The 19,300-nt window shown below is 71.5% G+C and carries 18 protein-coding genes; 4 read left to right on the top strand and 14 right to left on the bottom strand.

Features of this window, described 5'->3' with window-relative positions:
* Positions 1–47: 47 nt before the first annotated feature.
* Positions 48–1,646, bottom strand: coding sequence for an MDR family MFS transporter (locus AC07F3_RS33415; protein ID WP_479118278.1), 1,599 nt, complete (start codon positions 1,644–1,646; stop codon positions 48–50).
* A 171-nt stretch (positions 1,647–1,817) separates the two neighbouring features.
* Between AC07F3_RS33415 and AC07F3_RS33410 the strand changes: the two genes are divergently transcribed.
* Positions 1,818–2,384 carry a TetR/AcrR family transcriptional regulator gene (locus tag AC07F3_RS33410; protein WP_479118277.1) on the top strand — a complete coding sequence of 189 codons (567 nt, stop codon included), beginning with the start codon at positions 1,818–1,820 and terminating at the stop codon, positions 2,382–2,384.
* A 19-nt stretch (positions 2,385–2,403) separates the two neighbouring features.
* On the opposite strand, the gene AC07F3_RS33405 is transcribed toward AC07F3_RS33410, so the two are convergent.
* Together AC07F3_RS33405 and AC07F3_RS33400 are read right to left on the bottom strand one after the other, a co-directional pair.
* Positions 2,404–3,069 carry a M23 family metallopeptidase gene (locus AC07F3_RS33405; protein ID WP_479118276.1) on the bottom strand — a complete coding sequence of 222 codons (666 nt, stop codon included), beginning with the start codon at positions 3,067–3,069 and terminating at the stop codon, positions 2,404–2,406.
* 317 nt (positions 3,070–3,386) lie between these two features.
* Entirely contained in the window at positions 3,387–3,890 is a 504-nt protein-coding gene (locus tag AC07F3_RS33400) for an FBP domain-containing protein (protein WP_479118275.1), read from the bottom strand.
* Between the two features lie 177 nt (positions 3,891–4,067).
* Here AC07F3_RS33400 and AC07F3_RS33395 point away from each other — a divergent pair, with 177 nt between their 5' ends.
* Positions 4,068–4,409 (top strand): trypco2 family protein, encoded by a 342-nt coding sequence (locus tag AC07F3_RS33395; protein WP_479118274.1) that lies wholly within the window; start codon positions 4,068–4,070, stop codon positions 4,407–4,409.
* Positions 4,406–7,639: an NACHT domain-containing protein gene (locus tag AC07F3_RS33390; RefSeq protein ID WP_479118273.1), complete on the top strand. Its 3,234-nt coding sequence runs from the start codon at positions 4,406–4,408 to the stop codon at positions 7,637–7,639. Before AC07F3_RS33395 ends, AC07F3_RS33390 begins: the two co-directional genes overlap by 4 nt.
* 108 nt (positions 7,640–7,747) lie before the next feature.
* On the opposite strand, the gene AC07F3_RS33385 is transcribed toward AC07F3_RS33390, so the two are convergent.
* Complete coding sequence (locus tag AC07F3_RS33385; protein WP_386000083.1) at positions 7,748–10,273, bottom strand: ATP-dependent Clp protease ATP-binding subunit; 2,526 nt, start codon at positions 10,271–10,273, stop codon at positions 7,748–7,750.
* 430 nt (positions 10,274–10,703) lie between these two features.
* Between AC07F3_RS33385 and AC07F3_RS33380 the strand changes: the two genes are divergently transcribed.
* Positions 10,704–11,336, top strand: a complete 633-nt coding sequence (locus AC07F3_RS33380) for an SCO3374 family protein (protein WP_479118272.1) — start codon at positions 10,704–10,706, stop codon at positions 11,334–11,336.
* On the opposite strand, the gene AC07F3_RS33375 is transcribed toward AC07F3_RS33380, so the two are convergent.
* The 10 genes from AC07F3_RS33375 to AC07F3_RS33330 form a co-directional block, all read right to left on the bottom strand.
* A complete protein-coding gene (locus AC07F3_RS33375) occupies positions 11,315–11,656 on the bottom strand; it encodes a histone-like nucleoid-structuring protein Lsr2 (RefSeq protein ID WP_479118271.1) in 342 nt (113 codons plus the stop codon). The genes AC07F3_RS33380 and AC07F3_RS33375 overlap by 22 nt on opposite strands.
* Before the next feature lie 153 nt (positions 11,657–11,809).
* Positions 11,810–12,340: an amino-acid N-acetyltransferase gene (locus AC07F3_RS33370; protein ID WP_479118269.1), complete on the bottom strand. Its 531-nt coding sequence runs from the start codon at positions 12,338–12,340 to the stop codon at positions 11,810–11,812.
* Between the two features lie 9 nt (positions 12,341–12,349).
* Positions 12,350–12,793: a BlaI/MecI/CopY family transcriptional regulator gene (locus tag AC07F3_RS33365; RefSeq protein ID WP_479118268.1), complete on the bottom strand. Its 444-nt coding sequence runs from the start codon at positions 12,791–12,793 to the stop codon at positions 12,350–12,352.
* A 125-nt stretch (positions 12,794–12,918) separates the two neighbouring features.
* A complete protein-coding gene (locus AC07F3_RS33360) occupies positions 12,919–13,092 on the bottom strand; it encodes a hypothetical protein (protein WP_479118267.1) in 174 nt (57 codons plus the stop codon).
* A 14-nt stretch (positions 13,093–13,106) separates the two neighbouring features.
* The gene (locus tag AC07F3_RS33355) at positions 13,107–13,703 is read right to left on the bottom strand and encodes a hypothetical protein (protein WP_479118316.1); all 597 of its coding nucleotides are present in this window, start codon (positions 13,701–13,703) and stop codon (positions 13,107–13,109) included.
* A 123-nt stretch (positions 13,704–13,826) separates the two neighbouring features.
* Entirely contained in the window at positions 13,827–14,633 is an 807-nt protein-coding gene (locus AC07F3_RS33350; RefSeq protein WP_469841165.1) for a type III pantothenate kinase, read from the bottom strand.
* Positions 14,633–15,658 carry a carboxylating nicotinate-nucleotide diphosphorylase gene (gene nadC, locus AC07F3_RS33345; protein ID WP_479118266.1) on the bottom strand — a complete coding sequence of 342 codons (1,026 nt, stop codon included), beginning with the start codon at positions 15,656–15,658 and terminating at the stop codon, positions 14,633–14,635. Before nadC ends, AC07F3_RS33350 begins: the two co-directional genes overlap by 1 nt.
* Before the next feature lie 2 nt (positions 15,659–15,660).
* The gene (locus AC07F3_RS33340) at positions 15,661–17,361 is read right to left on the bottom strand and encodes an L-aspartate oxidase (protein ID WP_479118265.1); all 1,701 of its coding nucleotides are present in this window, start codon (positions 17,359–17,361) and stop codon (positions 15,661–15,663) included.
* Complete coding sequence (gene panC / locus AC07F3_RS33335; protein ID WP_479118264.1) at positions 17,358–18,353, bottom strand: pantoate--beta-alanine ligase; 996 nt, start codon at positions 18,351–18,353, stop codon at positions 17,358–17,360. Before panC ends, AC07F3_RS33340 begins: the two co-directional genes overlap by 4 nt.
* On the bottom strand, positions 18,350–19,273 hold the full coding sequence (locus tag AC07F3_RS33330; protein WP_479118262.1) for a Rossmann-like and DUF2520 domain-containing protein: 924 nt from the start codon (positions 19,271–19,273) through the stop codon (positions 18,350–18,352). The genes panC and AC07F3_RS33330 overlap by 4 nt, the downstream gene beginning before the upstream one ends.
* Positions 19,274–19,300: the final 27 nt, after the last annotated feature.

Here is a 19,300-nt window from a genome sequence, read left to right as displayed (position 1 = left end):
CAAGGCGGCGGCCCCGGAGCCCCCGGGAGGGAGAACGCGGGCTCCTGCTACGACACCCGCTCGGACACCGGCTCCGGCGTCGCGGGCTCGTCCGGGGTGGGGGCGGGGGCGGAGCCGCGCAGGGGGACTTCCTTGACGAACAGGGCCGCCACGAACATGGCCACCGCGATGATCGAACCGACCAGGAACGTCCCGTGCGTACCGGAGGACACCGCGTACTGGTACGCCTCACGGACCGGAGCCGGGAGCTTCGCCAGGCTCGCCTGGTCCAGCTGCGCGTTGGCCAGCTTGCCCGCGCCCGACGAGGCCGCCGCGCCGAGCCGGCGCGTCATCTCGTCGCCGACCCGGTTCGTGAAGATCGCGCCCATGATCGAGACGCCGAAGGACGAGCCGAGCGTACGGAAGAGGGTCGTGGAGGACGAGGCGACGCCCATGTCCTTCATCTCGACGCTGTTCTGCGCGACCAGCATCGTGATCTGCATCAGGAAGCCCATGCCCGCGCCGAGCACCGCCATGTAGACACCCGACATGAGGCGGGTCGTGGTGGTGTCCATCGTGGAGAGCAGGAACAGGCCCACCACGACGAGCGCGCCGCCCAGGATCGGGAAGATCTTGTACTTGCCGCTGTTCGTGGTGACCCGGCCCGCGATCAGCGAGACGACCATCATCGAGAGCAGCATCGGCAGGAGCAGCAGGCCGGAGTTGGTGGCGGAGGCGCCCTGCACGGACTGCTGGTACAGCGGCAGGAAGAGCATCGCGCCGAACATCACGAAGCCGGTGAGGAAGCCGATCCCGGACATGAGCGAGAAGTTGCGGTTGCGGAAGATGTGCAGCGGCACGATCGGCTCGGCGGCCTTCGTCTCGACGAAGAGGAAGCCGACGATGGAGGCGACGCCGAGGGCGATGAGCTCCATGATGATCGCGGAGCCCCAGGCGTACTGCGAGCCGCCCCACGTGGTGACCAGGACGATCGAGGTGATGCCGACGGTCAGCAGGATCGTGCCGAGGTAGTCGATCCGGCCGCGGGCCCGCTTCTTGGGCAGGTGCAGCACGGCGGTGACCATCGCGAGCGCGACCGCGCCGAGCGGGAGGTTGATGTAGAACGTCCAGCGCCAGCCGAGGTGGTCGGTGATGGCGCCGCCGACCAGCGGGCCGCCGATCATCGCGAGCGCCATGACGCCGGCCATCATGCCCTGGTACTTGCCGCGGTCCCGGGGCGGGATCAGGTCGCCGATGATCGCCATGACGCCGACCATCAGGCCGCCCGCGCCGAGGCCCTGGATCGCGCGGAACCCGATGAGCTGGCTCATGTCCTGCGCCATGCCGCTGAGCGCGGAGCCGAGCAGGAAGATCGCGATGGAGGTGAGGAAGGCGCCCTTGCGCCCGTACATGTCGCCGAGCTTGCCCCAGATCGGCGTGGAGGCCGCGGTGGCCAGGGTGTAGGCGGTGACCACCCACGACAGGTGTGCAAGGCCGCCGAGCTCGCCCACGATCGTCGGCATAGCCGTGTTCACGATCATGTTGTCCAGCATCGCCAGCAGCATCGCGATCATGAGCGCGAGCAGCACGACCCGCACACTGCGGGGCTGTGGGCCGTCGCTCACCCCCGCCTCCACGGCCGCCTCGTCCGGTATCCCCGTCGCCATCGTCCCCAACTCCCTGAGCCTGCTGTCCACCGGGCGAGGCACTTACTTGTCGCCCGGCTAGTTACCACTACACTGGGGAAGGTAGACCCCAACTTGCCGGGCGTCAAGTAAGTTGATGGCAAACGGCACGGCCGCCGGGGGACGGCGGCCGTACGTATTCGGGAGAGCGGCATGGCCAGAGGAAACACCCGCCAGCGGATCCAGGACGTGGCCCTGGAGCTCTTCGGTGAGCAGGGGTACGAGAAGACCTCGCTGCGGGAGATCGCCGAGCGGCTCGAGGTGACGAAGGCCGCGCTCTACTACCACTTCAAGACCAAGGAAGACATCATCATCAGCCTCTTCCAGGACCTCACCAGGCCCATGGACGAGGTGATCGAGTGGGGCCGCACGCAGCCGAAGACACTGGACGTCAAGCTGGAGATCCTGGGGCGCTACAGCGAGGCGCTCATCGGCGCCGAGCCGCTCTTCCGCTTCATGCAGGAGAACCAGGCGACCATGCGCGAGCTGAGCATCGGCGAGATGTTCAAGGAGCGGATGCACGCGATGGTCGATCTGCTGAAGGACCCGGACTCCGCGATGGCCGACCGCATCCGCTGCTTCACGGCGCTGTTCTCGATGCACGCCGGGATGTTCGTCCTCAAGGACATGGAGGGCGACCCCGAGGAGAAGCGGACCAGCATCCTCGAAGTCGCCAACGACCTGGTCGTCCAGGCCCACCACCACACGCGCGGCCGCTAGGCCGTCACGCGCACCGCGCTCAGACGGTGACGCCCACCGTCCGCAGGAACGCGACCGGGTCGACGGCCGAGCCGTAGTTCGGCGTCGTACGGATCTCGAAGTGCAGGTGCGGGCCGCTGGAGTTGCCGGTGTTGCCGGACAGCGCGATCCGGTCGCCGGTCCCCACGCTCTGGCCGACGCGTACGCCGATCTGCGAGAGGTGGGCGTACTGCGAGTACGTGCGGTCCGCGTGCCGGATCACGATCGCGTTGCCGTACGCCGGACCGTCACCGGCGCCGACCGGGCCCGCCTTCACGACGGTTCCGCCGTGCACGGCCGCCACGGGCGTACCGCTGGGCACCGCGAAGTCCTGCCCGGAGTGCTTGCTCGACCACATCGAACCGCCCAGGCCGAAGCTCGCGCTCAGGGTGTAGCGCTCGACCGGGTCCACCCAGGAGGCGGCCTTGGCGGCCGCGGCCTTGCGCACCGCGGCGGCGGCCTTGGTCTGCGCCTTGGCCTGGTCGGCGACGGCGGTCGTGGTGGTGGCGGCGGTGGCGAGCGGCGCGGAGCCCACCTCGTCGGCGGCCGCGACACCCGTGCCCAGGAGCGTCCCGCCGCCCAGGGCGGCGGCGAGCGCGGCGACGGACGCGGCGCGCAGCCGGAGCGCGGACGGGCGGGCGGACGTGGACGGGGTGCGCTGGGGCATGCGGGGGCTCTCTCCGTGCGGCGACAGGGGCGGCCACCGGCGGGTCCGGCGGCATGCGAGGACCCGGCACGCGCAGCGGCGCACCGGGTCGGCCCCACCTTGGTAACCCGAGGCCCCATCTCAGCCCAAAACGCCCATCTACTACCGAAAGCCGTAACGATCAGCACGGGAATAGCGCCGATCCCCCGTCAATGGCCCCTAAGACGCCTAGTAGGCCCCCCACCGCCTGTGCGCCTTGTCACCGCGACCGGGTCCAAGGGCCTTCCCTTTCGGGACCGAGGGCCCGCAACCGTCACGGCGTGGACGGGTCGCAGGTCTCACCCCGGCAGGCCGACCTTCTCCAGGAACCCGGCCAGGTTCCTCCGGGCCCGCTCCACCTGCTCCTCCAGCGTGAGCGACTCCTCGAACCGTCCGCCGAGCCCCTCGGGCACCTTCTTGCCGCGCAGATAGAGCGAGCACGCGAGGTCGGTGCACAGGTAGATGCCCACCGAGTTGCCCTCGCGGCCCGCCCTGCCCGCGAGGCGCGCCGTCATGAGGGAGACCCCGCTGCCCGAGTGCGTCGTCAGGCACACCGAGCACATGCTGCGCTGGAGCAGACCCCGCTGACGGGAGGCGGAGCGCAGGGCGACGGCCGTGAGGCGGCCGCCGTGCTCGGTGACGAGGTTGGCCCGGTCCGGCGCGGACGGCTCGCGCCAGCCCAGGAAGTCGAGGTCGTCCCAGGGAAGCGAGTCCAGCTCGCGCGGCACGGCCAGCCGCGCGGCCTCGCCCTTGGAGCAATTGATGAACGATGCGCGGATCTCCCGCTCGGTCACTGCCTTCATGGTCCAGGACGCTAATGCTAGGGATATTAGGCAGCAACCTAATAATCCCAGGAATACCTGCCCGCTCGTCGATCCCGTACGGCGGGCTTCGGCCTTCGCCGACCGCGACGCCTTCCCGACCCTGTCCCAACTGCCGTGCGCGGAGCAAGAATTGGGGCCTAGGCGAGGGGGCCCACCATGACCGACGACACGCACGCGTTCGACGGGATCGAACTGGCCGACGCCATCGAGTCCGTACGCGACCAGCTCACCGCGGCCGCCACCCGGGCCACCGGACAGCCGCTGGTCTTCGAACTCGGCGACATCCAGATGGAGTTCACGCTCGAACTCCGCAAGGAGCTGAAGGGCGGCCTCAAGGTCCGGGCCTGGGTGGTGGACGCGGGCGCCGACGCCGGGCGCGCCACGGGGCGTACGCACAAGGTGTCCTTCACCTTGAAGCCGCACGCCGCGGTCGACGGAGCCGGCTGGAAAGTCGGCAACGACCGACCCGGCGGACGGTTCGGGACCGGGCCACGATGAGCACCTCGCTGCCCACGACCGCCGACCGGGTCGTGGCCGTGCTCTCCGACGGACGCCAGGGCAGCGGGGTCATCGTGTCCCCCTGGCTGGTGCTGACCTGTGCGCACAACCTGGTGGGCACCCCGCCGGTCCGGCTCGCCCACCCCTCCATCGGCGAGATGACCGGCCAAGTCCTGTGGCAGGACGCGGAGTTGGACGCCGCGCTGATCTACAGCGACGAGGAGCTGCTGCCCGGGCTGCTGCGGCTCGGCACCGTCGACACCGCGCAGTCGCTGCCCGGCTGCGAGATCATCGGCTTCCCCGACATCCAGCGCTACGGCGCCGACCGCCACCTCGACTACGACCAGTTCATCGGCACCGTCCTGCCGGTCGCGGGCAGCCTGCGCGACGACCTGGTCTGCGAACTGCACCGTCCCCCGGCCGCCGAACGCGCCGACGGCAGCTCGCCGCTCGCGGGCCTCTCCGGCGCGCCGCTCTTCGCCGCGGCGACCCTGCTCGGCCTGGTCAAGGAGATCCCGCGCGGGCGCGGCCACCGCAGGGTGGTGTGCGTACCGCTGCGCTCGGTCTTCGCCTCGGAGGGCTTCCGCGCCGCGTTCGCCACCCTGGCCGCCGTGACCAGCCTCGAACTCGTCACCGGCGTACCCCCGGAGGACCAGCGCTACGAGCACGACTACGCCGAGGCGATCGGCGCGTCCTACCGCAAGACGAAGATCTTCGGTCTGGACGAGCTGAACAAGCGGGACTCCGAATGGGACCTGGACACCGCCTACCTCAGCCTGGAGGCGAGACCCAAGGCCACCGAGCCCCCGCAGGCGGGCCGCGCCCTGATGGACAGCGCCCCGCAGCGCATCGACGCCCTGCTCGCCTCCCGGCCCCGGGTCCTGATCCGGGGCGAGGCGGGCGCCGGCAAGACCACCCTGGTGTGGTGGCTCGCGGCGCACGCGGCGGCCGGCCGGCTCGGCCCGGGCCTCGCGGACCTCAACGCGCTCGTCCCGTTCGTGGTGCCGCTGCGCAGCCTGCGCGCCCAGGGCGCCACCTTCCCGCTGCCCGCCCAACTCCCCACCGCCGCACGGCTCGTGGTGGACGCGGCGCCGGACGGCTGGGCCGGGCGCGTCCTGAAGACCGGGCAGGCGCTGCTCCTGGTGGACGGCCTCGACGAGGTACCGCGGGAGGACCGCGAGGAGGCCAACCGCTGGCTCGCCGCGCTCCTGGACCGCTATCCGCGCACCCGCTGCGTGGTGACGGTGCGGCCGATGGCGGTCGAGCCGGACTGGCTGAAGTACGCGGGCTTCGAGGAGCTCAGGCTGCTCCCGATGAACGACGAGGACATCACCGCGTTCATCGCCGCCTGGCACCGCGCCGCCCGGCTCGACAGCGGCCCGCACGAGGACCTGGACGAGCTGGAGCGCGACCTGTCCGAGCAGTTCAAGCAGAACAGCGCCCTGCGCGACCTCGCCCGGACCCCTTTGCTGTGCGCCGTCATCTGCGCCCTGCACCGGCTGCGCCAGGGCTTCCTGCCGGACACCCGCTGGAAGCTGTACGAGGCGGCCTTACGGATGCTGCTCGGCAACCGGGACCAGCAGCGCAAGGTCGAGGCGCCCGAGGGCATCGAGATCAGCGCCGAGGAGTGCACCGAACTGCTCCAGCGGATCGCGGTGTGGCTGGTGCGCGAGGGACAGTCGGAGTTCTCCCGCGACCAGGCGCTGCGCCAGCTCAAGCGGGCCCTGTCGGGCATGGAGAACGTCCGCGGCCAGGGCACCCCGGAAGACGTCCTGCGCCATCTGCTCAACCGCAGCGGACTGCTCCAGGAACGCGCCGACGACGTCTTCCAGTTCACCCACCGCACCTTCCAGGACTTCCTCGCCGCCAAGGAGTTCGTGGAGGACGGCCACCTCGGCGAGCTCCTGCGGCACGCCTCGGAGGAGCAGCAGTGGCAGGACGTCATCCTGCTCGCCGCCGGGCACTGCGGCCGCCGCGACCGGCCCGTCCTGGTCAACGGCCTCCTCGACGCGGGCTCCCGGCAGCCCGCCCACCAGGACAAGGCGAAGATCCACGTCCTCGCGGCGCGCTGCGCCCAGCACGCCGCCTACCTCGACGAGACGACGGCCCGCCGGGTCCGCGAGCACATCAAGGCGCTGCTCCCGCCCCGCGACCTGGAGACGATCACGCTCCTGGCCCGCCTCGGCCCGTCCGTCCTGAACCACCTGCCGTCGCCGCGCGAGACGCCCCCCGAGGCGCTCGCCCACGTCGTCGGGCTCATCAACCGGGTCGGCAACGCCGAGTCCGTCGACCACGCCCGCGCCTGGTCCGCCGCCCACCCGGACGCCGTCGACCTGTTCACCGCGGAGTGGTCGCGCTACCCGGCCGAGCGGTACGCCCGTGAAGTGCTCGCCCACCTCGATCTGCGCGAGACCGAACTGCACGTGGAGACCCGCTGGCAGCTCGCCCAGCTCCCGCACCTTCCCGACGCCCGCCGGCTGTGGATCACCGTCCCGCCCGACCTCACCGCCGACGAGCTGCACAGCGCGCTGCGCGGCCGGACGGTGGCGGCGCTGCGCCTCAACGGCACCGAGCGCCTCACCGACCTCGCCTTCCTGCGGGACAGCGCGGAGCACCTCGAAGAGCTGGAGGTGCTGCGGGGCCCGGCCCTGCGCGACCTCGGCCAGCTCGCCCGGCTGCCCCGGCTGACCTCGCTCGGGCTGCTCAGCATGTCCGCGCAGGAGGTCGACCTCGGCCCGCTCGGCGAGATCCCGGCCCTGCGCACCCTGCTGTTCGGCAGCAGCACCGACCTCCACCTGGCCCAGCTGCCCGTCCTGAAGGGCGTCACCACCCTGCATCTGGACGCCGACCAGGTCGTCGGCTTCGACGCCCTGAGCCGCTGGCCCGCCCTCACCTCTCTGGAGCTCGCCCCCTCCTCCTCGGCCACCACCCGCCGCCTCCTCGCGTACGTGCGCGGGCGGCCCCGGATCAGCCGGCTCGGCGTGGCGCTCAGCTCGGTGGCCGCGCTGGCCGGGGTGGCGCCGCTGCCCACCGTCCGCCATCTCGACCTGTGGCTCGCCAACTCCGACGGCGACCTCGGCGCGGTCCTCGCGGTGTTCCCCGCCCTGACGACGGTGGACCTCGCGGTGGGCACCGTCCAGGCGGGTGCGTGGAACCCGGCCGCCCTGCTGCGCCGCCCCGGCCTCACCGTCACCGTCAACGGCGGACCACCGCCGCCCGAACTCCCTTGAGGGGACCGGGGATCGAGGTGATCCGCCGAACGCGGAAAAGGGGCTGCCCCGGCTCGTACGGTGGGTACGAGCCGGGGCAGCCCCTTCAGGCAAGGCCTCCGAAGAGGACTACGCCTCCTTGCTCAGGTTCGGACCGCCACCGGCGGCCGCGTCCTCGATCGGCGGGACGTCGGGCAGGGCCGACTTCTCCTCGCCGCGGAAGGTGAACTTCTTGTCCTCACCCTCGCCCTCGGTGCCGATGACCACGATGTGACCGGGGCGCAGCTCACCGAAGAGGATCTTCTCGGAGAGAATGTCCTCGATCTCCCGCTGGATCGTCCGGCGCAGCGGCCGGGCGCCCATGATCGGGTCGTAGCCCTTCTTGGCGAGCAGCGACTTGGCCTCGGCATTGAGCTCGATGCCCATGTCGCGGTCCTTGAGGCGCTCGTCCACCTTGGCGATCATGAGGTCGACGATCTCGATGATGTCTTCCTCGGTGAGCTGGTGGAAGACCACCGTGTCGTCGACACGGTTGAGGAACTCGGGGCGGAAGTGCTGCTTCAGCTCCTCGTTGACCTTGGCCTTCATGCGCTCGTAGCCGGTCTTGACGTCACCCTGGGCGGCGAAGCCCAGGTTGAAGCCCTTGGAGATGTCCCGGGTCCCGAGGTTGGTCGTCATGATGATGACCGTGTTCTTGAAGTCCACGACCCGGCCCTGGGAGTCGGTCAGACGACCGTCTTCCAGAATCTGGAGCAGGGAATTGAAGATATCGGGGTGGGCCTTCTCGACCTCGTCGAAGAGGACGACGGAGAACGGCTTGCGGCGCACCTTCTCGGTGAGCTGGCCGCCCTCTTCGTAACCCACGTAACCGGGGGGCGAACCGAAGAGGCGGGAAACCGTGTGCTTCTCGCTGAACTCCGACATGTCGAGGGAGATCAGCGCGTCCTCGTCGCCGAAGAGGAATTCCGCCAGCGTCTTGGACAGCTCGGTCTTACCCACACCGGACGGGCCGGCGAAGATGAACGAACCACCGGGGCGCTTCGGGTCCTTCAGACCGGCACGCGTACGACGGATGGCCTGCGAGAGCGCCTTGATGGCGTCCTTCTGGCCGATGACGCGCTTGTGGAGCTCGTCCTCCATGCGCAGCAGCCGCGAGGACTCCTCCTCGGTGAGCTTGAAGACCGGGATGCCCGTGGCCGTGGCGAGGACTTCGGCGATCAGCTCGCCGTCGACCTCGGCGACGACGTCCATGTCGCCGGCCTTCCACTCCTTCTCGCGCTTGGCCTTCGCGGCGAGCAGCTGCTTCTCCTTGTCGCGGAGAGAGGCCGCCTTCTCGAAGTCCTGGGAGTCGATGGCCGACTCCTTGTCGCGGCGCACGCCCGCGATCTTCTCGTCGAACTCGCGGAGGTCCGGCGGCGCGGTCATCCGGCGGATGCGCATCCGGGAACCGGCCTCGTCGATCAGGTCGATCGCCTTGTCCGGCAGGAAGCGGTCCGAGATGTACCGGTCGGCCAGCGTCGCGGCCTGGACGAGGGCCTCGTCCGTGATCGAGACGCGGTGGTGGGCCTCGTAGCGGTCGCGCAGACCCTTGAGGATCTCGATGGTGTGCGGCAGCGACGGCTCGGCGACCTGGATGGGCTGGAAGCGGCGCTCAAGGGCCGCGTCCTTCTCCAGGTGCTTGCGGTACTCGTCGAGCGTGGTGGCGCCGATGGTCTGGAGCTCACCACGGGCCAGCATCGGCTTGAGGATGCTCGCCGCGTCGATCGCGCCCTCGGCGGCACCCGCACCCACCAGGGTGTGGAGCTCGTCGATGAACAGGATGATGTCGCCGCGGGTGCGGATCTCCTTGAGGACCTTCTTCAGGCGCTCCTCGAAGTCACCGCGGTAGCGGGAACCGGCGACGAGGGCGCCGAGGTCCAGCGTGTACAGGTGCTTGTCCTTGAGCGTCTCGGGCACCTCGCCCTTGACGATCGCCTGGGCCAGGCCCTCGACGACGGCGGTCTTGCCGACGCCGGGCTCGCCGATGAGGACCGGGTTGTTCTTGGTACGGCGCGACAGGACCTGCATGACGCGCTCGATCTCCTTCTCGCGCCCGATGACCGGGTCGAGCTTGGACTCACGAGCGGCCTGCGTCAGGTTGCGGCCGAACTGGTCGAGCACCAGGGACGTGGAGGGGGTGCCCTCCGCAGGGCCGCCGGCGGTGGCGGCTTCCTTGCCCTGGTAGCCGGAGAGCAGCTGGATGACCTGCTGCCGCACCCGGTTGAGATCGGCGCCCAGCTTCACGAGGACCTGGGCGGCGACGCCCTCGCCCTCGCGGATCAGGCCGAGCAGGATGTGCTCGGTGCCGATGTAGTTGTGGCCGAGCTGGAGGGCCTCGCGGAGCGAAAGCTCCAGGACCTTCTTGGCACGGGGCGTGAAGGGGATGTGCCCGGACGGGGCCTGCTGGCCCTGGCCGATGATCTCCTCCACCTGCTGGCGGACCGCCTCGAGCGAAATCCCGAGGCTCTCCAGGGCCTTAGCGGCGACACCCTCACCCTCGTGGATCAGGCCCAGGAGGATGTGCTCGGTGCCGATGTAGTTGTGGTTGAGCATCCGGGCTTCTTCCTGAGCCAGGACGACAACCCGCCGCGCGCGGTCGGTGAACCTCTCGAACATCGTTAATCGCTCCTCAGAGCGGTCGGGCAGTAAGGGGGGGGTCCCCTCCCTGTCCTTCCGCATGCTAGTCCCGCAGGGCGGGACAGCTCATTCCAACTGCCGACACCCGTTCATTGCCTCCCGGCCCGAACAGCCGACAACTGCTCCAACCCGATGGTGCGAGACGATGTTCCCGCAGGCCAGACAGATACCCCTGTCTCCACTACGCCGATGGCGAACGTGAGACCGCCTGACGAGCGTGTCGCCCCTCCCCACTAGGAATGTCTTACCCGTCGGGACTGACACTCCATGCGGCAGACCCCGGTTCCGTAAGCTACGGGCGAACACCCTTGCCCCCGCTCACACCCCCACGCGCCCCGCTTTCCACAACGGAGTGCAGTCGTCCGGAAGCTCTGCGTAACCCCGGGCCGTTTCTCCAGTTGCTCCGGACATGGCCTTCACCGTGCCGGCACCCCGCGTCCCCCTGGATGGCTCGCTCGCGCAGTGGTACGAGCGCGAGCTCGGCTGGGCCGTTTCGGCGGGCCCTCCGGTCCAGTTGCTCACCGGGCTGCGCTTCGACGTCCTGGAGCTCCCCGCGGCCGCCGGGTCCGCCCTTCTGAGGCGGTACGAGCACACCGGCCCGGTCGCCCTCGCGGGGAGCCGGATGCGGCTGCTCGTCGCGGCCGGGAGCGCGGACGAGCTGCCCGGGCTGCTCGACTGGCTGGAGTGGGGCGGCGTCGGCCTCGATCTGACGGCCGTCGGCGCCGGAGGCCGGATCACCGCCCCGGTCCCGCCGGGGTGGGACGGCTCGCGGGGGGCCGCCGTGTGGCTGCGACCCCCCGAGCCCGGGTGCGAGGTGGAAGCGCGGCTGCCCTCGTTCACCGGATTCACCCAGTGCGGCGGTGCCGGTGGAAAGGGGCCTTCCGGGGGGCCCGAGGGCCTGCCGGGCGGTCGCGCCGCGGGCCTCAGCCTCGTGAGGCTGGTGGCCGCGGCGGCGACGGAATGCCACCGGGCCCGGTTGTTTCACGCGAAATCCCCAGGTGGTGCGGGGAACGCGGGAACTCAGCCGTTCTGCTTCTCGTAGGCCTCACGGATTTCGGCCGGGACGCGTCCGCGGTCGTTCACGTTGTAACCCTGCTCCTTGGCCCACTTGCGGATCTCGGCCGTGTTCTGGTTGCCGGTGCCGAGCAGGGCGCCGCGGGCCTTGCCCCGACCGCCCGCCGAGCGGCCACCGGTGCGTCGGCCGCTCTTCACGTACGGCTCCAGGAGACCGCGGAGCTTGTCCGCGTTGGCGGTGGTGAGGTCGATCTCGAAGCTCTTCCCGTCAAGAGCGAACGTCACGGTCTCGTCAGCCTCGCCACCGTCGAGGTCATCGACAAGAAGGACCTGAACCTTCTGTGCCACCGGATTTCCTTTCATCGAAAATGCAGTACGCGGAAAGGAAACCGCTTTTGACTGGAAAACACAAACCCCCTGGAGAGGTTCAGGATCCTTGCTCCGCGGGAAACGTACGCGATTCGGACATAGGGTTCCGACAGCTTCCTGCCGGTTCCCCGATCACAGGTGCAGAAGCATCCGGGTGTTGCCCAAGGTGTTCGGCTTCACTCGTTCGAGACCGAGGAACTCCGCGACGCCCTCGTCATAGGAGCGCAGCAGCTCGCTGTAGACATCTGTGTCGACCGTATCGACCGGAGTCTCGCCGATCTCCGTGAACCCGTGCTTCGCGAAGAAGGCGACTTCGAAGGTGAGGCAGAAAACCCGGCGCACTCCGAGCCAGCGGGCGGTCTGGAGCAGCTTGCCGAGCACCAGATGCCCGATGCCGCCTCCGTGGAACTCGGGGTCCACGGCGAGAGTGCGCACTTCGGCGAGGTCTTCCCACATGACGTGCAGCGCCCCGCAGCCGACCACCCGGGCGTCGGAGTCGCGTTCCGCGACCCAGAACTCCTGGATGGACTCGTAAAGGGTGACCGTTGCTTTGTCGAGCAGGATCCCGTCACCGACGTACGCGTCGAGAAGGCTTCGCACGGACCGTACATCGCCGGTCCTGGCCCGGCGGACGGTGACCGCATTTGCGGCGGGATAAGACATGCCTGGACGCTATCGCCCCGCCCCGTCCCCGGACGCATCGGCCTCTGGCGACTCTTCGGATCCCTGTTCGGCTTCCCGCTCCCGTTCGGGTTCCGGCTCCTGCACCATGCGCACGGCGTCGCGCAGGGCTTCGCGCTCCTCGGGGGACATCATGCCGAAGAAGGCGACGAGAGCGGCCGCCCGGTTGTCGCTCCGGGACCAGGCTTCGTTCATCAGGGCGGCGGCGTACGCGGCCCGCGTGGAGACCGCCGTATATCGATAGGCCCGGCCGTCGACTTCCCGGCGGACCCAGCCCTTCTGATGGAGATTGTCCATTACGGTCATGACCGTGGTGTATGCGATGGACCGTTCCTGCTGAAGGTCTTCGAGGACTTCCCGGACGGTCACCGGACGGTTCCACTGCCAGACCCGGGTCATGACGGCGTCTTCCAGCTCTCCCAATTGACGGGGCACATCTGCACCATAGTGGGAGATGTCGCGAATGGCTGGTTATTTGCAGTTAGCGCGCAGCAAAAAGGGCGCACGTGGGGAAATACCCCGTGCGCCCCCGCTGCGAGTGTGCCGTCCGGACCGTGCGGTCAGGAGGCGGCCTGCTTCTGCTGGGCGGCCTCGGCGCGGGCGAGCGCGCTGTCCACGGCCGCGTCCTCCTTGCCCTTGTTGGGACCACCCTGGCTCTTCACGATCGTCACGACGAGCGCGATGAAGAAGATGGCCATCACCACGGGGGGCAGAAGCGCGGAAACGTAGTCCATACCCGACAGAGTAGCTAGCCCGCTCGCCGTTGCTCGGGCGGGGGCACCGGTCGGCGGCGTGGCGGGAAGACCTCGGAGGGCTTCGGTACGGGGCGCTCGGGCGCGGGCCGGACGGGCGCCGGGCGGGCCCCCTTGTCCTTCTCGGCCGCCTTGCCGTCGTCGTCCTTGTCCTTGTTCGCACCCGCGCCCCCGCCGACCAGCGTGAGGAGCCGGGTGCGCTGCCCCGGGGCGGTGGCGGCGCGGCCGGCCAGGCGGGCCCGCACCGATCGCTCCGCGATCCGGCGGCAGCGCTCCAGGAGGGCCTCGCAGACCGGGTCCGAGCGCAGTGCGCGCAGGGCGGCCAGGTCGTCGGGGCCCGGGTCGTAGCCGGCCGCCAGGGCGTCCTGGAGCAGCTCGGTGTAGCCGGGCAGCGAGCCGGGGAGCGCGTCACGGTAACGGGCGAGGTCGGCGAGGAGGAAGGCGCGCAGCCGGTCCGCCTCGCGGACGGCCTCGTCCACGGAGTCGGCCAGTCGCAGGCAGTCCCGGATGTCCTCGTCCTGGGCGGCGGTGGGGTGCAGGGCGATGGCGAGGGCGCGTCGGAGCACACGCAGCTCGTCCGCGCCGAACGCCATGCCGCCTCGGGATCCGTATGGCGTGGGCATGCGGTGACGATACGTCCTAAATGGACAAAATCGGGTTAATGGGGGCGTGCCGGGCGCGTTGTGGGGGTGAGCCCGCGGCGCCCGGCCGCCTCCTCAGGAGCGCGAGACGTTGCGCTCGTACACGAGGCGCAGGCCGATCAGGGTCAGCCACGGCTCGTGCTCGTCGATCTCCTCGGCCTCGCCGAGCACCATCGGGGCGAGGCCGCCGGTGGCGATGACCGTGACGTCGTCCGGATCGCCGTCGGGGCCGACCAGTTCGCGCTTCATGCGCTTGACGACGCCGTCGACCTGCCCGGCGAATCCGTACACGATGCCCGCCTGCATGGCCTCGACGGTGTTCTTGCCGATCACCGAGCGGGGCCGGGCCACCTCGATCTTGCGGAGCTGGGCGCCCTTGATGCCGAGCGCGTCCACGGAGATCTCGATGCCGGGGGCGATCACGCCGCCCACGTACTCGCCGCGCGCGCTGACCGCGTCGAAGGTGGTGCCGGTGCCGAAGTCGACGACGATCGCCGGGCCGCCGTAGAGCTCGACCGCGGCGATCGAGTTGACGATCCGGTCGGCGCCGACCTCCTTCGGGTTGTCGGTCAGGACCGGCACGCCCGTCTTGATGCCGGGCTCCACCAGGATCGCGGGGACGTCGCCGTAGTAGCGGCGGGTCACCTCGCGCAGTTCGTGCAGCACGGACGGGACGGTCGCGCAGATCGCGATGCCCTCGATGCCGTCGCCGAGCTCCGCGCCGAGCATCGGGTGGGTGCCCATCAGGCCGTTGAGCAGCACGGCCAGCTCGTCCGCGGTGCGGCGGGCGTCGGTGGAGATCCGCCAGTGCTCGACGACCTCCTCGCCGTCGAACAGGCCGAGGACGGTGTGGGTGTTGCCGACGTCGATGGTGAGCAGCATCAGGCCGCGCCCTCTCGCCCGGCCTCGCGCAGGTCCAGGCCGATGTCCAGGATCGGCGAGGAGTGGGTGAGGGCGCCCACCGCCAGGTAGTCGACGCCCGTGGCGGCGTACTCGGCGGCGTTGGCCAGGGTCAGGCGGCCCGAGGACTCCAGCATCGCGCGGCCCGCGACCAGGGCGACCGCCTCGGCGGTCTGGGCCGGGGTGAAGTTGTCGAGCAGGATCAGGTCGGCCCCGGCGTCCAGCACCTCGGTGACCTGCGCCAGGGTGTCGACCTCGACCTCGATGGGCAGGTCCGGGAAGCGGTCGCGTACGGCCTTGAAGGCCTCGGCGACGCCGCCCGCGGCGACCACGTGGTTGTCCTTGACCAGCGCCGCGTCCGACAGGGACATGCGGTGGTTGACGCCGCCGCCGCAGCGGACCGCGTACTTCTCCAGGGCGCGCAGGCCCGGGGTGGTCTTGCGGGTGTCGCGGACCTTGGCGCCGGTGCCTTCCAGGGCGTCGGCCCAGGCGCGGGTGGCGGTCGCGATGCCGGACAGGCGGCACAGCAGGTTGAGCGCGCTGCGCTCGCCGGTCAGCAGGTCGCGGGTGCGGGTCGTGACGCTGAGGAGCTTCTGCCCGGCCGCCACGCGGTCGCCGTCCGCGACGTGCCGCTCGACCTCGAACTCCTCGGTGCAGACGATCGACAGGATCGCCTCGGCGACCCGCAGGCCCGCGACCGTACCGGCCTCGCGGGCGGTGAAGTCGCCGGTGGCGACGGCGTCCTGGGGGACGGTGGCGGCCGACGTCACGTCGATGCCGCCGTCCAGGTCCTCCTCGATGGCGAGGTGGGCGATGTCCTCGACCTGGACCGGGTCCAGACCGGACTCGGCGAGCAGCGCGGCGAGCGCGGGGTCGAGCCCGCACTCGTACACCTCCTCGCCTCCGCAGCCGCAGTCGTCGCCGCAGCCGCCGCCCTGCGCGGGCGCACCGATCTGGATCAGGGGGACGTCCACCGGCTGGGGACGGAGTTCCTCGGGCGTGCTCACGGTTACGGCTCCAGGGGGGTGGCGGCGACGGTCGGGGGGAAGGTGGCGCTTGCGGTGGGGCGGATGTCCAGGGTCCGCTCGGGGGTGACGCGGACGACGAGGTGGCGCTGCCAGGCCGCGTCGTCGCGGTCCGGGTGGTCCTCGCGCCAGTGGCAGCCGCGGGTCTCCTCGCGGGCGGCGGCCGCGGCGACCAGGACGCGGGCGACGAGCAGCAGGTTGGTGGTCTCCCACGCCTCGACGCCCGGCACGGCGGCCTTGTGCTCGTCGGCGCGGATCGCCTCCAGGCTCTCGGCCGCCCCGGCGAGGCTCTCGGCGGAGCGCAGCACCCCGGCGCCGTTGGTCATGATCCGCTGGATCCGGATGCGGGCGGCCGGGTCGAGCAGCGGCACGGGCCCGCCGTGCGGCTCGGCGTCAACGGCCTTGTCCGGTACGGGAGTCGGGGCGGCACCGGTCGGTCCCTGCGCGATGTCCGCGGCGATGTTCTCCGCGAAGACCAGGCCCTCCAGGAGGGAGTTGGAGGCGAGCCGGTTGGCGCCGTGGACGCCGGTGCAGGCGGCCTCGCCGCACGCGTACAGGCCGGGCACGGTGGTGCGGCCGCGCAGGTCGGTGCGGATGCCGCCGGACGCGTAGTGGGCGGCGGGGGCGACCGGGATCGGCTCGGTGACCGGGTCGATGCCGTGCGAGCGGCAGGCGGCCAGGATCGTCGGGAAGCGCTGTTCCCACATCTCGGCGCCGAAGTGCCGTGCGTCCAGGTACATGTGCTCGGCGCCCTGGGCCTGCATCTGGCGGGTGATGGCCTTGGCGACGATGTCGCGCGGGGCGAGCTCGGCGAGTTCGTGCTGCCCCAGCATGAAGCGCGTCCCGGCGGCGTCGACGAGGTGGGCGCCCTCGCCGCGCACGGCCTCGGAGACCAGCGGCTGCTGGCCCTCGGAGTCGGCGCCGAGGAAGAGGACCGTGGGGTGGAACTGGACGAACTCCAGGTCGGAGATCTCGGCGCCCGCGCGCAGCGCGAGCGCCACGCCGTCGCCGGTCGACACCGACGGGTTGGTCGTCGCCGAGAACACCTGGCCCATGCCGCCGGTCGCGAGCACCACGGCGGGCGCGCGGACCGCGCCCACGCCGTCGTGCTGACCCTCGCCCATGACGTGCAGGGTGATGCCCGCGGTGCGCCCGTGTCCGTCCTTGAGGAGGTCGAGGACCAGGGCGTTCTCGATGGTGCGCACGGCCTGGGTGCGCACGGCCTCGACGAGCGCGCGGGAGATCTCGGCGCCGGTCGCGTCGCCGCCCGCGTGCGCGATGCGGCGGCGGTGGTGGCCGCCCTCGCGGGTCAGCGAGATCGCGCCCGAGTCGTCGGTGTCGAAGTGGGCGCCGGTGGCGATCAACCGCCGTACCGCGTCGGGGCCTTCGGTGACCAGGAGGCGTACCGCGTTCTCGTCACAGAGCCCGGCCCCGGCCACCAGGGTGTCGTCCAGGTGCTGCTCGGGGGTGTCCCCCTCGCCGAGGGCCGCCGCTATCCCGCCCTGCGCCCAGCGCGTCGATCCGTCGTCGAGCCGGGCCTTGGTGACGACCACCGTGGCCAGGCCCGCCGCGGTGCAGCGCAGGGCGGCCGTCAGGCCCGCGACGCCGGAGCCGACGACGACGACGTCCGCGTCGATGGCCCAGCCGGGGGCGGGGGCGTCGAGCCGTATTCCGGTGCTTGTCATGCCGGTGCTCCGAACGTGAGCGGGATGTTGTCGATGAGGCGCGTGGTGCCGACGCGGGCGGCGACCGCGAGGATCGCCTCGCCGCCGAACCCCTCGGGGACCTCCGTGAACGTGGCCGGGTCGACGAGCGCCAAGTAGTCGACCACAACCGGGGGTTCGGCCTTGGCCGCCTCGTCGAGCACCCCCTGGGCCACGGCCTTGATGGACGCGGGGGACGGCGCCGCCGCGGCGACCGCGTGGGCGTCGGCGGCGGCCCGGGCCTCGCCGATCGCGGTGAGCGCGTCGGCCCGGCCCGAGACGGCGCCGCCCGCGGTGGCCCGCGCGTGCAGGGCGTGTTCGGCGGCGAGCCGGTCGCGGGCCGCGAAGAGCGCGCGGGACAGGGCACGGGCCGCGGTCCGCTCGGCGGGGTCGAGGTAGCGGTTGCGGCTGGACAGGGCGAGGCCGTCGTCCTCGCGCACCGTCGGTACGCCGACGATCTCGACCGGGAAGTTCAGATCGCGCACCATGCGCCGGATCAGCGCCAGCTGCTGGGCGTCCTTCTGCCCGTACAGCGCGACGTCGGGGGCGCTCAGGTGGAGCAGCTTGGCGACGACGGTCAGCATGCCGTCGAAGTGGCCGGGCCGCACGGCGCCTTCGAGGAGCTCGCCCATCGGGCCCGCCGTGACGCGCACCTGCGGCTCGCCGCCGGGGTAGACCTCGTCCACGGAGGGCGCGAACACGGCGTCGGCGCCCTCGCGTTCGGCGATGGCGCGGTCCGCGTCCAGGGTGCGCGGGTAGCGGTCCAGGTCCTCGCCCGCGCCGAACTGCAGCGGGTTGACGAACACCGTGACCACCACCTGCCCGTCGGCTCCGGCCAGCCGGCGCGCGGTGCGGATCAGCGTGGCGTGGCCCTCGTGGAGCGCGCCCATGGTCATGACCACGGCGCGGCGGCCGGTCCGCTCCAGAGCCGCGAGCTCCGAGGCCGTACGCACGAGGGCGGTCTGCGCGTTCATCGGGTCTCTCCTTCGGCGAGCACCCCGAGCAGATCCTGGGCGAGCTCGGGCTTCAGCAGTCCGTGGGCGAGCGCCCGGTCGGCGGTGGTGCGGGCCATCACCAGGTATCCGGCGACCGTGCCCGGGGCGTGCCTGCGCAGCTCGGCCACGTGGGCGGCGACCGTGCCGGCGTCGCCGCGCGCGACCGGCCCCGTCAGGGCCGCGTCGCCCGAGCGCAGCGCGTTGTCGAGGGCCGCGCCGAGCAGCGGGCCGAGCATCCGGTCGGGGGCGGCCACACCGGCCTGGCCCAGCAGCTCCATGGCCTGGGCGACCAGCGTGACCAGGTGGTTCGCGCCGAGCGCGAGGGCCGCGTGGTAGAGCGGGCGGGCCGCCTCCTCGATCCACTCGGGCTCGCCGCCCATCTCGATGACCAGCGCCTCGGCGGCGAGCCGCAGCTCCTCCGGCGCGGTCACGCCGAACGAGCAGCCCGCCAGGCGCTGGACGTCCACGGCCGTGCCGGTGAAGGTCATCGCCGGGTGCAGGGCCAGCGGCAGCGCGCCGGCCCGCCGGGCGGGGTCGAGGACGGCCGTGCCGTACCGCCCCGAGGTGTGTACGAGGAGCTGGCCCGGGCGGATCGCGCCGGTCCCGGCGAGGCCCTCGACCAGGCCCGGCAGCGCGTCGTCGGGGACGGTGAGCAGGACGAGGTCGGCGCGCCGGAGGACCTCGGCGGGCGGGACCAGGGGCACGTCGGGCAGCAGGGCCGCGGCCCGGCGCACCGATGCGTCGGAGACGCCCGACACCGCGACCGGGCGGTGCCCGGCCAGCTGGAGGGACGCGGCGAGCGCGGGGCCGACCCGGCCCGCGCCGACGACGCCCACGGTGAGGCGGGCGGGACGGTCCGCCGGGCTGTGCTCGTGGCGGTGCTCTGGTGGTGCGTTCACGCGTGGGGGCCTTCCGTTCCAGTCCGC

The organism is Streptomyces sp. NPDC045846, assembly GCF_056431605.1.
This window is presented reverse-complemented; position numbering and strand designations above follow the sequence as displayed.